The following is a 12,315-nucleotide window of genomic DNA, read 5'->3' as shown; positions in this document are numbered from 1 at the left end:
GCCCCCCGCCCGCGTCAGCCGACACGCTGCAGGGGGACGGTGAGGATCGCATCCGTACCTCGCTCCGGACCGTCGACCATGTTCAGCTCCCCACCCAGTTCGGACGCGACGAGGGTGAGCACGATCTGCAGGCCCAGTCGGTCCGAATGATGCAGATCGAATTCCGCGGGCAAGCCGGCACCATCGTCCCGGACCGTCACGGACAGCGTTCGCGTGGACCGCTCCGCCAGCAGTTCGACGGTGCCCGGCGCGCCAGGCTCGAAGGCGTGCTCCAGCGCATTCTGGATCAGTTCGGTGACCACCATGACGAGTGGCATCGCACGATCCGCGTCGAGGTAGCCCACGTCCCCGCGGCGGACGATCTGAATGGGATCGCCGGGTGCTGCCACGTCGTTCATGATCGGCACGAGGTGGTCGAGAACGTCGTCGACGTCGACCTGCTCGTCGACGGACATCGACAGGGTCTCGTGCACGAGCGCGATCGACGCGACACGGCGAACCGACTCGGTGAGCGCCCGCTTCGCCTCCTCATTACCGGTGCGCCGGGCCTGCAGGCGCAGCAGCGCCGATACCGACTGCAGATTGTTCTTGACCCGATGGTGGATCTCGCGGATCGTCGCGTCCTTCGAGATCAGGGCTCGGTCCCGGCGCTTCAGCTCGGTGACGTCCCGCACCAGGACGACGGCTCCCGCGGGGCGCCCCATCGGTCGCAGGCCCAGCACCCGCAACACGACGGTGACGCCACCCCGGGACAACTCGACGCGTGCGCCGCTCCCCTGGCCGAGCGCGGCGTCGAGGCCCTGCGCCAGTTCCTCCGACTCGAAGGTGTCACCGACCACGGCCATGGTCAGTTCGGCCAGTCTCGAACCGGTCAGCGCCGCGTCCAAGCCCATCCGGCGGTACGCGGACTGCGCGTTGGGGCTTGCGAAGACGACGACACCGTCGGCGTCCAGGCGGATGAAGCCGTCGCCCGCGCGCGGTGACGCCTGCCCCGTCGGACGTTCCTCCTCCTCGGGGAAGGTGCCGTCGAAGACCATCTGGCACAGCGCATTCGCGCAGTCCGAGTAGGCGACCTCGAGGGGACTCGGGATGCGGGACTGGGTGACGTTCACGTCGCGCGTGAGGACCGCGACGACGTCACCGTCCCAGCGCACCGGTATCGCCTCGCGACGCACCCGTATGCTGCCGAGCCACTCCGGCTCCGCGGAACGCTGGATATGCCCCGAGCGGAAGGCCTCGACGACGGTGCCGATACGTCCGCCCGGCCGGCGTGCCCCACTCCGCTCCGGGCTCGCCGATGCGATCGGGACGGCGAGCCCCACGCCGTCGTCGTCGTAGACGGTCGGGGTCGTGTTGGGGCGGCACTGCGCGATACAGACGAGTTGATCGGCCGAATCCGGGGCCCCGTCGGTGTCACCCGCAACCCACAGCCGCAGGTCTGCGAACGAGAGATCGGCGAGCAGTTGCCACTCCCCCGCGACCCGCTGCAAGCGGCGTGCGGCACGGCCCGGCAGGTCCGTGTGAATCGCCAGCAGGTCGGCCAGAGACGCCATGTGCGGGCCCTTCCAGAGGAGATTTTTGTCCGAGGTCGTAGCGCCATGAAAGAATAGCGGGCCGGACTCATACGCCAGGAAGGAGATCGCGATGGGTAAGCGTGGACGGAAGAAGCGCAGCCGCAAGAAGAACGCCGCTAACCACGGCAAGCGCCCGAACGCCTGAGCAGGGGCGTTGTGCGCACGAGACGGCCCGCCCGCGATCGGATCGCAGGCGGGCCGTTCCTATGCGTCGATCAGGCCTCGGCGCGCCCCAGTGCGGCGAGCAGCCGGGCCTGACGGTCGGCACCGTCGGGTGCACTGACGCCGGGCCGGCACACCCCGTCGGAGTAGAGCGCGTCCCCGAACGCGGCCACGCCGTGCTCTAGGGTGTCGAGTTCCGAATCGGTGAATCGCTCGTCGCGCCCCGCGGCCCGTGCGAGATCCCAGCGGTGGGCCACCACGTCGAAAACGTAGACCGCCCGGAACAGGGCTCCCACCGTCGTGCGCCCGAAGTGCCCGTCGAACTCGCGGTCTGCGATGGCCGGGTCCGCGAGTAGTTCTCGTACGCGCGCAGCGTGCGTACCCCAGGCAGCGGCGGGGTCGTCGAGGGCCGGTGCCGGCAGCGCCGCACCGTGGCCCGCGAAGTACTCCCGCTCCGTGTCGATCACGTGCGCGAGCACGTCCCGCGCCGACCACCCCTCGCAGGGCGATGGGGCGGCCCAGTCCTTCTCTGTGTAGGAGGAGACGATCTCTGAGAGCGGCGCCTCGGCCGCGCGAAAGGCGTCGAGGGCGGTCGGCGAGTCTGCTGTAGTAGTCATGGAACGGACCGTATCCAGCGGGAGGACGCACCGGCTTGTCGAAACCCGACAGAGATCCGATCGGCCGTGCCCACCTGCGCGACCCCGCGGACACGACGCACCGCATCCACCGATACCCCGCGCCGCCGGAGCTCGCATCGCACGTTCGCCGGTTCTGGATCCCGGTGTGGTCGGTGCCGGAGGGGCACGAGGCTCCGCAGCGTGTGCTCCAGTATCCCGTGGTGCTCGTCGTCGTGACGGCGGCATACGCCCGGTGCTATGGGCCCGCCCGTGGTCTGTCGACGACGATACTCACCGGAGAAGGGTGGGGCGTCGGGGCGATGCTGCGGCCGTCAGCGGGAGCCCCACTGCTCGGCGCCGATGTCGCCGACTGGACGGATCGCTTCGAGGACTTAGAAGAAACGCTGGGCCGACGGGGCCGGGCGCTGGCGGGGACCATCCGCTCAGCGATGTCTTCGGACCCGAACGATCCTGCGTCGCACCGATATTCGATGGACGCCTTCGCGCCGCTGTTCGACGCGGCCTCCGTCGACGCCGAGGGCGCGCTCGCGGATCGGATCGTCGAGTACGTCGAGTCCCGGCCGGACGTGACCCGGGTGTCCCAGGTGATCGAGGAGTTCGGGATCTCCGAGCGGGCCCTCCAGCGGTTGTGCGGACGCCGCATCGGAATGCCACCCAAGTGGCTCATCCAGCGGCGGCGCCTGCACGACGGCGTACACCGCCTACGTTCCGGCGGCACGGGCACGGTGGCCGATATCGCGGCCGATCTGGGCTACACGGACCAGGCGCAGTTCACGCGGCACTTCCGTGCCGTGACAGGTATGCCGCCCGCAGAGTTCGCGGCCTGGCAGCACGGCATGCACCGCCGCTGACCGGGGCTACTCGCCGGTGATGCGGTACTGGACCACGGTCTGCTGCAGCTTGAGGGCGAGCCGCTGCTTCAGACCGTCGGGCGCCTGCTCACCGCCGCACTTGCGGCCGACCAGCGACTTGATCTGCGCTTCGATGCCGTAGTGCTCGAGGCAGGAGGAGCAGCTGTCGATATGGGCCTGCAGGCGGCGCTTGGCGTCGGAGTCGCACTCGTTGTCCAAGAGGAGCCACACGTCGACCATGACGGCGGAACAGTCGAGCTCCTCGTCGGGGTCCTCCGACGAATACGTCCCGGTCACTTGGCAACCTCCTGCTCGGCGCCGGAGCGGCGCATGAACCCGCGCTCACGCGCGACGCCGGCGAGCTGCTCTCGCAGCTGTCGGCGGCCCCGGTGCAGTCGCGACATCACAGTGCCGATCGGCGTGCCCATGATCTCCGCGATCTCCTTGTACGGGAAACCCTCGACGTCCGCGTAGTAGACCGCCATCCGGAACTCCTCCGGCAAGGCGGCGAGTGCGGCCTTGATCTCGTCGTCCGGCAACGCGTCCAGCGCCTCGATCTCGGCGGAGCGCAAGCCCGTCGAGCTGTGCTCTGCGGTGGCCGCGAGCTGCCAGTCGCTGATCTCGTCGGTCGGGTACTGGGCCGGCTGGCGCTGCTTCTTCCGGTACCCGTTGATGTAGGTGTTCGTGAGGATGCGGTACAGCCAGGCCTTGAGATTGGTGCCGCGCTTGAAGGACGCGAAGGCGCTGTACGCCTTGACATAGGTCTCCTGGACCAGGTCCTCGGCGTCGGCCGGATTGCGCGTCATGCGCAGGGCGGCGCCGTACAGCTGGTCGAGCAGAGGCAACGCGTCGGCCTCGAACCGCGCCGTCATCTCGGCGGGCGTCTCCTCTGCCTGGTCCGCCTCGACTCCCTCGGGAGCCGGGGTGCCGGTCGTGTCGTCATCGGCCATATCCGATGAGGCTACCGGTCGTTCGAGTACCGCGGTGCCCGCGCCCATAGCCTTCCTTCCGCTGTTGTCGAATCGTTCGGCGTTCTCACTCATCCGGACGGGTCCAACACCGTCGGGCCCGGACTTGTTCCGCCTCGCTGCGACGGGTGTACTGGCCGTATGGGGAAGAAGCCGCCGCGCGTCGCGACGCCGGCCCTCGCCGCACTCGCGAAGGCGGGGGTGGAGTACCGCGTGCACGCATACGACCACGACCCGTCGGCGCGGTCGTACGGGGACGAGGCCGTGCAGCACCTCGGCGCGGCGCCCGGTTCGGTCTTCAAGACACTGGTGATCACGGACGGCACGCGCTTCGGGGTGGCCCTGGTACCGGCACAGGGCAGACTGTCCCTCAAGGCAGCAGGCGCCGTGCTGGGCCTGCACAGGCCCGTCATGGCCGGCTCCGCCGACGTCACACGCGTCACGGGATACGTGCTCGGCGGCGTGTCTCCGCTGGCTCAGCGCAGGCGATTGCCGACCGCGGTCGACGCCTCGGCGTGGGAGTTCTCCACGGTGTTCTGCTCCGCCGGGCGGCGCGGGCTGGAGATCGAACTCGCGCCCGCCGACCTCGTCACCCTGACCGGCGCCACCACGGCTCCGCTGGCGGCGGAGTGAGGGTTGTTTGTAGGTTCGACGGTATGAGCACGTACCTCGTCACCGGCGGCACCGGTTTCATCGGCCGCAACGTGGTCACGCGCCTCATCGCCGCCGACCCCGAGGCGACAGTGTTCCTGCTGGTACGCGACGGGTCGCTAGGCCGGTTCGAACGGCTGATCGCGGAGTTGGGGCCCGCGGCCGCGCCCAAGGTCGTTCCGGTACCCGGCGACGTCGAGCTGGAGGGGCTGGGCATCGCACCCGAGGAGTTGCCCGAGCGGGTCGACCACATCGTGCACCTGGCGGCCGTCTACGACATGGACGCCCCAGAGGAGCATCAACGGGCGGCCAACGTCGACGGCACCCGGCATGCCGCGGAACTGGCCCTGCGGTACGGCGCGACGCTGCACCACGTCTCGTCGGCGGCCGTGGCCGGGTCGTACGAGGGGACGTTCGGCGAGCGTGACTTCGACGTGGCCCAGGACTTCCCCAGCGCGTACCACCGCACGAAGTTCGAGGCGGAGAAGCTCGTCCGCGAGACGCCCGGCCTGAAGTGGCAGGTGTACCGACCGTCGGTAGTCGTGGGCGACTCGGTGACCGGCGAGATCGACAAGGTCGACGGCCCGTACTACTTCTTCCCGATCCTCAGCTGGATGAGTTCGCTGCCGCGCCGGCTGCGGCTGCCCTTCGCGAACCTCGGGTACACCAACATCGTGCCCGTCGACTTCGTCGCGGCCGCGCTCGTCGCGCTCATCACGGGCCCGGAGGCGCACGGGGAGGTCTTCCACCTGCTCAACCCGCAGCCGCAGGCGATGACCGAGCTGTACAACGCCGTCGCGCCCGCGTTCGGCGGCCCGAAGACGGTGGCGCTGCCGGGGGGACTGATCGGCGAGCTCGCGACCCGGGTGGGCCGACGCGGCGAGGTCAGGCTGTTCCGGGACGCCGCCGCGCGGCAGCTGGGCATCCCGCCGTCGGTGCTGGACTACCCCTTCTTCAAGACGACGTTCACGGCCGAGCGCACGCTGCCGAAGCTGCGCGCGCTCGGGGTCGAGCTGCCGCCGCTGCGGCGATACGGGCCTGCGCTCTTCCGGTACTGGGAGGAGCACCTGGACCCCGGCCGCAACCGCCGCGACGACCCCCGCGGGCCACTGGTCGGCAAACACGTCCTGATCACGGGTGGCTCGAGCGGCATCGGGCGGGAGGCCGCGAAGCAGTGCGTGGCTCAGGGAGCGACCGTGTTCGTCCTGGCCCGCAAGCCCGACGAGCTCGCGGAGGCGGCCTCCGGTATCGAGGCGGAAGCGGCGGCCCCCGGCATCCCGAAGGGCCGCGTGTGGGCCTACCCGTGCGATGTCACGGATCCCGAGGCCGTACGCCAGACGGTGCGCGCGATCCTCGCCGAGCACGACCACGTCGACGTGCTGGTCAACAATGCCGGGCGGTCGATCCGGCGCGCGACCATCAATTCCGTCGACCGCGCCCACGACTACCAGCGCACCATGGCCGTGAACTACTTCGGTGCCGTGTACCTCATCCTGGAGTTGCTCCCGCACATGATCGCTCGCAAGTCCGGCCATGTGGTCAACGTGTCGTCGATCGGCGTGCAGGTGCGCGGGCCGCGTTTCGCGGCGTATGTCGCGTCGAAGTCCGCGCTGGAAGCCTTCAGCGACGTCACCGCGGCCGAGACGATGTCGGACCACGTGACCTTCACGAACATCCACATGCCGCTCACTCGAACCAGGATGATCGAGCCGACCACCGCCTACGACAACGTGACCGCACTGCGGGTCGAGAAGGCGGCGGGCATCGTGCTGCGCGCGATCGTCGAGCGGCCCCGCCGCATCGACTCTCCGCTCGGCACGATCACCCAACTCGGCCAGTTCCTGTCGCCGCGGCTCACCGCGGCGGCCCAACACCAGGGCTACCTGCTGTTCCCCGAGTCGGCGGCCGCCCTAGGAATCGACGACGAGGACGAGCCCGGCTTCGACGGCATGACCCGGCGCAGCCGCCTCGCCCGGCTGGCCGCGACTCGCGACCGTGCGCAGGCGATGACGCATCCGCTGCTGGGGCTGGCCGAGGAGACCGGGCTGACGAAACTCGCGCGCAAGGCCGCGAACCGCTTCCCGGGCATCAACTTCTAGATCAGCGAGAGCTGCTCCGAATCGCCCGGATCGTCTACACGGCGCAGGAGTTCGGGACCGTCGTTGCGCACGTTGCTCACTAGATCGCCGACCGGGCGAATCTCTATGCGACGCACCAGATCCGGCGACGGCGGCGCGAGCAACTCGGGATCGACGGGACCGTCGGGGTCGAGCCACGCATCGGCCGCGTCGCCGGGCAGGACGAGCGGCATGCGGTCGTGGATATCGCGCAGCGCCCCAACCGATTCCGTGGTGAGAACGGTGCAGGACAGGAGGGGACCGGCGTCAGGACCGGGCGGGACGGACGGATCGTGCCATACCGACCACAGCCCTGCGACCAGCAGATGGGGCCGACCACCCTCATGGCGCCCGGGTCCGGCGTGAGGCGTCATGAAGAAAGGTTGTTTGCGCCGGCTCGTGCCGGTACCCGCCGGCGTGCGCCACTCGTACCACCCGTCCATCGGTACGAGTGCCCGCTTGGTGGCGAGCGCCGTGCGGAACGCGGGCTTCGCACCCGCCGACTCCGCGCGCGCGTTGAACAGCGGCGGGCCGCTGAGTGACTTCTGCCAGGAGGGGACGAGCCCCCACCGCATCGCGCGCAGGCGCCGGTGCGCCGGGGCGTCCGGTTCGGACCGCGAATGACGAGAGACCAGGGCGACCACACGTGTCGTCGGCGCGACGTTGTAGCCCGGAACGTCCAGTTCCTCACGCACGTCGACGGTCTCGTCGATCGCGTCCAGATCCATCGCGATCCGGGCCGGGTCCGACGTGACCGCGTAGCGTCCGCACATGCAGCCCACGGTAGCGGCAACCTGACTGTTACTGCGCGGCGCCGAGTGACGCGTAACCCTCCTTCACCACGCGCAGGTGCGACCAGCTGTCGACGGCGGTCACGTCCGGCAGGCCGCGGAGGGCGTCGAGGACCCCGAGAATCGCGCCCGCGGACGCGCCGTGCACGGTCACGAGTAGGTCGTATGTACCGAGGGTGCGGCCGACGAAGGTGACCCCCGGTACGGCGTCCACGTCGCGTGCCGCACGCGCCGAGTCTCCGCGTACGCACAGCCCGACGCCGACGGTGTGCGCGCGCTGACCGCCGCCTCGACGGACCACCGCACCGACGCGGACGACACGCTCGTCGATCATCGTCAGGACTCGGCGCCGTACGGCGGTGGGCGACAGACCCACGGCGGCCGCCAGGCGCACGAACGACGCTCGGCCGTCGCGTTCGAGCAATTCCAGGAGGTGCAGGTCGATCGCGTCGACCGGGGCAGGCGGCCTACCCACCGGCCCGATGACGTCGCGCACGACCTCCAGGTACACGAGGGTGTCCACCCTCGCGACTCCGGGCAGCGCGCGCAGCTCGGACACGGCGGCATCCACCTGCGCAGGTGACGCCACCCGGAGCTCCGCCGTGACTCCGTACGGTCCGGTCGTCAGCGAGACGAACGTGATGCCCACGCGCCCGGCCACGGTCTCCGCCACCGCCGCGGCCGGGCCGCTGACGACGAATCGCACGTAGGCGAGGGAGCCTCGGCCCAGCACACTCGGATGGACGACACCGTGCACCGCGACGTCGCCCGAGTCGATGAGTCGCTGCACGCGCGCCGCGACAGTCGAACGCGACAGTCCGGTGACGGCGGCGATGTGGCGGTGACCGGCACGCCCGTCGGCTGCGAGAAGTTCCACCAGTCGCTCATCGATCTCGTCCATCGCGCACCTCATAGCTACCCGCACAGCACTCATAGGAGAATTCGCGCGGATTCGTTTAGACCCGCCCGTCCGGCAGATACTACGGAGACCGTCCGGATTATCGGCGCTTCCGGCATCTTAGGCCGAAGTGCTGCGCCATTTCCTGCATATCGGTGGACCCGATACGCACGATAAGTGTTGCCGACCGGCGCGGGTCGCCCTACTGTTCGTCCATCCCATCGCCTCCCCAGGTCAGGAGCCCTTCGTGCCGGATCATCCGCCCTTCTCCGAACGGGACGTGCTCGCCGCCGCCGACCGTCTGATCGCGGCCTTCGCCGCGACCGATACAGACGCGTACTTCGCTGCGTTCCATCCAGGCGCGACGTTCGTCTTCCACACCGAGCCCGCCACGCTCCCCTCGCGCGCCGCCTACCAGGATCTGTGGGCCGGCTGGATCGACGCCGGCTGGACGGTCGTGTCGTGCGACAGCAGCGAGCGTGTGGTCACCGTCGTCGGCGACACGGCAGCGTTCAGCCACCGCGTGCACACCGTGACGGAGACCGACGGCGAGCGCGAGGCCACGGATGAGCGGGAGACCATAGTGTTCGTCCGCACGGACGCCGGACCGCTCGCGGTCCATGAGCACCTGTCCGTAGCGGGAACGCCCGTGACGGCGGCGGGAGCAGCTTCGTGAACGCCGCCACGACGTCCACCCCGGGTCCGGGCGACGCACCGTCGGTCGCCACGGTCGAGGCGCACGGCGTCGAACCGATCCCCGACGACGAGCGGTCCGCGCGGCCGCTGGACCTGTTCCGGCTGATCTTCGGCGGCGCGAACACGTTCGCAACCGTCGTACTCGGCAGCTTTCCCATCGTCTTCGGCCTCGGTTTCCGCGACGCCCTCATCGCGACGGTCGTCGGGCTGGTACTGGGCGCCGCGGTCCTGTCACCCATGTCGCTCTTCGGTCCGCGCAACGGCACCAACAACGCCGTTTCGAGCTCGGCGCATCTGGGAGTCCACGGGCGCGTCGTAGGCTCGTTCCTGTCGCTACTGACGGCCTTCGCCTTCTTCTCGATCTCGGTGTGGTCGTCGGGCGACGTGCTGGTGGGAGCCGCACACAAGGCGACAGGGATCCCGCAGAACGACGGGACGCTGGCCGTGGCCTACGGGATATTCGCCGTGCTGGTGCTCGTCGTATGCATCTACGGCTTCCGATTCATGCTGCTGGTGAACAAGGTCGCGGTCGTGGCGGCGACGGTGCTGTTCCTCCTCGGCGTATTCGCCTTCGGATCCGGCTTCGACGCGGGATATGCGGGCACCCTCGCGCCGGGAGCGCCAGGGTATTGGCCGGCGTTCGTGGGGTCGGTGCTCGTGGTGATGTCGAATCCCGTGTCGTTCGGCGCCTTCCTCGGCGACTGGGCGCGCTACATCCCGCGGGAGACCCCGAAGGCACGTCTGATGATCGCCACCTTCGCCGCGCAGGCAGCGACGATCGTGCCCTTCGTGTTCGGCGTCGCCACCGCGACCGTCGTCGCCGTGAACGCGCCGGCCTTCATCACCAAGGGCGATTACGTCGGCGGGCTGCTCACCGTCTCCCCCGGCTGGTTCTTCGCACCCGTCTGCCTGATCGCTTTGATCGGCGGGATGTCGACGGGGACCACGTCGCTGTACGGCACCGGCCTCGACTTCTCCAGCGTGTTCCCGCGGTTCTCACGTGTACAGGCCACGCTGTTCATCGGCGTGCTGGCCATCGCCGGGATCTTCGTCGGACGTTTCGCATTCGATGTGGTGCAGTCGATCTCGACGTTCACGGCGCTGATCGTCGCCTGCACAGCGCCCTGGATGGTCGTGATGACACTCGGCTGGGTCTTCCGGCGCGGCTGGTACGACAGCGACGCCCTGCAGGTGTTCAATCGCCGCCAGCGCGGCGGGCGGTACTGGTTCGCCCACGGCTGGAATTGGCGCGGACTCGTCGGATGGCTCGTACCCGCGGCACTGAGCCTGACGTTCGTGAACCTGCCGGGCCAGTTCGTGGGCCCACTGGGGCGACTCGCGGGCGGCGTAGACCTGTCCATCCCGATCGGACTCGGCGTAGCCGCGATCCTCTACCCCGCGCTGCTCGCCGCGTTCCCCGAACCATCGGATGCCTACGGCCCCGACGGGCCCAGGTGGGTGCGGGTCGGGCCACCCGCGCAAATCCCGATCACCACCGAGGAACGTTGACGGATCCGGGTCGCAACCCCTTCAATGAATGTTGTTCGTTTTAACCCCGGCGTGACGCCCACCACCTATCGTGGGACTCCGGGGAGCCACAAGTGACCAAGGAGAGCACCATGAGCGAGTACGCCGTCACCGACCCAGCGACCGGCGAGGTCGTGGCCACGTACCCCACCGCCACCGACGCCGAGATCGAGGCCGCACTCGACGCCACGGCGAAGACCGGCCGCACGTGGCATCGGACGACGACGGTGGCCGAGCGCGCCGCCCTGCTGCGCCGCCTGGGCGAACTGCACACCGAGCGCCGCGATCAGCTCGCCGACGTGATCGTGCGCGAGATGGGCAAACCACGCGACGAGGCCCTCGGCGAGGTCGACTTCTGCGCCGCGATCTACGGCTACTACGCCGACAACGCCGAGGCGTTCCTGGCCGACGAGAGCATCGACCTGCTCGAGGGCGAGGGCACCGCGGTTGTCAGGCGCTTCCCCATCGGCGTGCTGCTCGGCATCATGCCGTGGAACTTCCCCTACTACCAGGTGGCACGCTTCGCCGGCCCGAACCTGGTGGTGGGCAACACCATCCTGCTCAAGCACGCTCCGCAGTGCCCCGAGTCCGCCGAGTTGCTCGCGCTGCTCTTCCTCGAGGCCGGTTTCCCGCAGGGCGCCTACGTCGACATCCGTGCCACCAACGACCAGGTCGCGGGCATCATCGCCGATCCCCGCGTCGCCGCCGTGTCCCTGACCGGGTCCGAGCGTGCGGGCGCGGCAGTCGCCGAAGTCGCCGGTCGCAATCTCAAGAAGTGCGTCCTCGAGCTGGGCGGCTCGGACCCGTTCATCCTGCTGTCGTCGGACGACCTGGACGCGACCGTCGCGGCCGCGGCCGCCGCGCGCCTCGACAACACGGGCCAGGCGTGCAACGCGGGCAAGCGCTTCATCGTCGCCGACGAGCTGTACGACGCTTTCGTCGAGAAGTTCACGGCGAAGCTGCTGGCCGCGGGCGACGGCATCGCACCGCTCAGTTCGGTGCGCGCCGCCGAGACCCTCGAGGCGCAGGTCAAGGCCGCCGAAGAGGGCGGGGCCACTGTCGCCTCCATGGGCGGGCGCCGCGGCGCCTACTACCCTCCCGCGGTCATCACCGGTCTCACCGAGGACAACCCGGCCTACGGCCAGGAGCTGTTCGGCCCGGTCGCCACGGTGTACCGCGCAGGCTCGGAGGACGAGGCTGTCGCGATCGCGAACGACACTCCGTTCGGCCTGGGCTCGTACGTGTTCACGACCGATGCGGCGCAGGCCCAGCGCGTCGCCGACCGTATCGACGCAGGCATGGTGTTCGTCAACGGCGTCGGCGCGGAGGGCGCGGAGCTGCCCTTCGGCGGTGTGAAGCGCTCCGGCTTCGGCCGCGAGCTGGGGCGTTTCGGCATGGAGGAGTTCGTCAACAAGAAGCTCATCCGCACGGTCCGCTGACGC

12 protein-coding genes are annotated in these 12,315 nt (G+C 69.5%); 6 read left to right on the top strand and 6 right to left on the bottom strand.

What is annotated here, in order from left to right:
- Positions 1 to 14: 14 nt before the first annotated feature.
- On the bottom strand, positions 15 to 1,553 hold the full coding sequence (locus P0W64_RS11820; protein WP_275480311.1) for a PAS domain-containing sensor histidine kinase: 1,539 nt from the start codon (positions 1,551 to 1,553) through the stop codon (positions 15 to 17).
- Positions 1,554 to 1,789: 236 nt separating this feature from the next.
- Positions 1,790 to 2,353, bottom strand: a complete 564-nt coding sequence (locus P0W64_RS11815; protein WP_275480310.1) for a TIGR03086 family metal-binding protein — start codon at positions 2,351 to 2,353, stop codon at positions 1,790 to 1,792.
- A gap of 35 nt (positions 2,354 to 2,388) precedes the next feature.
- Here P0W64_RS11815 and P0W64_RS11810 point away from each other — a divergent pair, with 35 nt between their 5' ends.
- The gene (locus tag P0W64_RS11810) at positions 2,389 to 3,225 is read left to right on the top strand and encodes a helix-turn-helix domain-containing protein (protein ID WP_275480309.1); all 837 of its coding nucleotides are present in this window, start codon (positions 2,389 to 2,391) and stop codon (positions 3,223 to 3,225) included.
- Between the two features lie 6 nt (positions 3,226 to 3,231).
- Here P0W64_RS11810 and rsrA read toward each other — a convergent pair whose 3' ends face one another.
- Together rsrA and P0W64_RS11800 are read right to left on the bottom strand one after the other, a co-directional pair.
- On the bottom strand, positions 3,232 to 3,522 hold the full coding sequence (gene rsrA, locus P0W64_RS11805; RefSeq protein WP_275480308.1) for a mycothiol system anti-sigma-R factor: 291 nt from the start codon (positions 3,520 to 3,522) through the stop codon (positions 3,232 to 3,234).
- Complete coding sequence (locus P0W64_RS11800) at positions 3,519 to 4,175, bottom strand: sigma-70 family RNA polymerase sigma factor (protein ID WP_275480307.1); 657 nt, start codon at positions 4,173 to 4,175, stop codon at positions 3,519 to 3,521. The genes rsrA and P0W64_RS11800 overlap by 4 nt, the downstream gene beginning before the upstream one ends.
- A 159-nt stretch (positions 4,176 to 4,334) precedes the next feature.
- On the opposite strand from P0W64_RS11800, the gene P0W64_RS11795 reads away from it, so the two are divergent.
- The gene (locus P0W64_RS11795; RefSeq protein WP_275480306.1) at positions 4,335 to 4,826 is read left to right on the top strand and encodes an aminoacyl-tRNA deacylase; all 492 of its coding nucleotides are present in this window, start codon (positions 4,335 to 4,337) and stop codon (positions 4,824 to 4,826) included.
- 23 nt (positions 4,827 to 4,849) lie between these two features.
- Positions 4,850 to 6,943 (top strand): SDR family oxidoreductase, encoded by a 2,094-nt coding sequence (locus tag P0W64_RS11790; RefSeq protein WP_275480305.1) that lies wholly within the window; start codon positions 4,850 to 4,852, stop codon positions 6,941 to 6,943.
- Here P0W64_RS11790 and P0W64_RS11785 read toward each other — a convergent pair.
- Positions 6,940 to 7,734, bottom strand: coding sequence for an SOS response-associated peptidase (locus P0W64_RS11785; protein ID WP_275480304.1), 795 nt, complete (start codon positions 7,732 to 7,734; stop codon positions 6,940 to 6,942). The two genes, P0W64_RS11790 and P0W64_RS11785, sit on opposite strands and share 4 nt — an antisense overlap.
- A 28-nt stretch (positions 7,735 to 7,762) precedes the next feature.
- Positions 7,763 to 8,653 carry an Lrp/AsnC family transcriptional regulator gene (locus P0W64_RS11780; RefSeq protein WP_275480303.1) on the bottom strand — a complete coding sequence of 297 codons (891 nt, stop codon included), beginning with the start codon at positions 8,651 to 8,653 and terminating at the stop codon, positions 7,763 to 7,765.
- Between the two features lie 244 nt (positions 8,654 to 8,897).
- Between P0W64_RS11780 and P0W64_RS11775 the strand changes: the two genes are divergently transcribed.
- The 3 genes from P0W64_RS11775 to P0W64_RS11765 all read left to right on the top strand — a co-directional run bounded on the left by P0W64_RS11775 (position 8,898) and on the right by P0W64_RS11765 (position 12,312).
- Positions 8,898 to 9,326 carry a nuclear transport factor 2 family protein gene (locus P0W64_RS11775; RefSeq protein ID WP_275480302.1) on the top strand — a complete coding sequence of 143 codons (429 nt, stop codon included), beginning with the start codon at positions 8,898 to 8,900 and terminating at the stop codon, positions 9,324 to 9,326.
- Positions 9,323 to 10,855 carry a cytosine permease gene (locus P0W64_RS11770; RefSeq protein WP_275480301.1) on the top strand — a complete coding sequence of 511 codons (1,533 nt, stop codon included), beginning with the start codon at positions 9,323 to 9,325 and terminating at the stop codon, positions 10,853 to 10,855. Before P0W64_RS11775 ends, P0W64_RS11770 begins: the two co-directional genes overlap by 4 nt.
- A gap of 110 nt (positions 10,856 to 10,965) precedes the next feature.
- The gene (locus tag P0W64_RS11765) at positions 10,966 to 12,312 is read left to right on the top strand and encodes an aldehyde dehydrogenase family protein (protein WP_275480300.1); all 1,347 of its coding nucleotides are present in this window, start codon (positions 10,966 to 10,968) and stop codon (positions 12,310 to 12,312) included.
- Positions 12,313 to 12,315: the final 3 nt, after the last annotated feature.

Origin of the sequence: Tsukamurella sp. 8F (genome assembly GCF_029167375.1) — a bacterium.
Lineage (GTDB): Bacteria > Actinomycetota > Actinomycetes > Mycobacteriales > Mycobacteriaceae > Tsukamurella.
The sequence above is the reverse complement of the archived record's forward strand: the minus strand, read 5'-3'. Positions and strand labels throughout refer to the sequence as shown.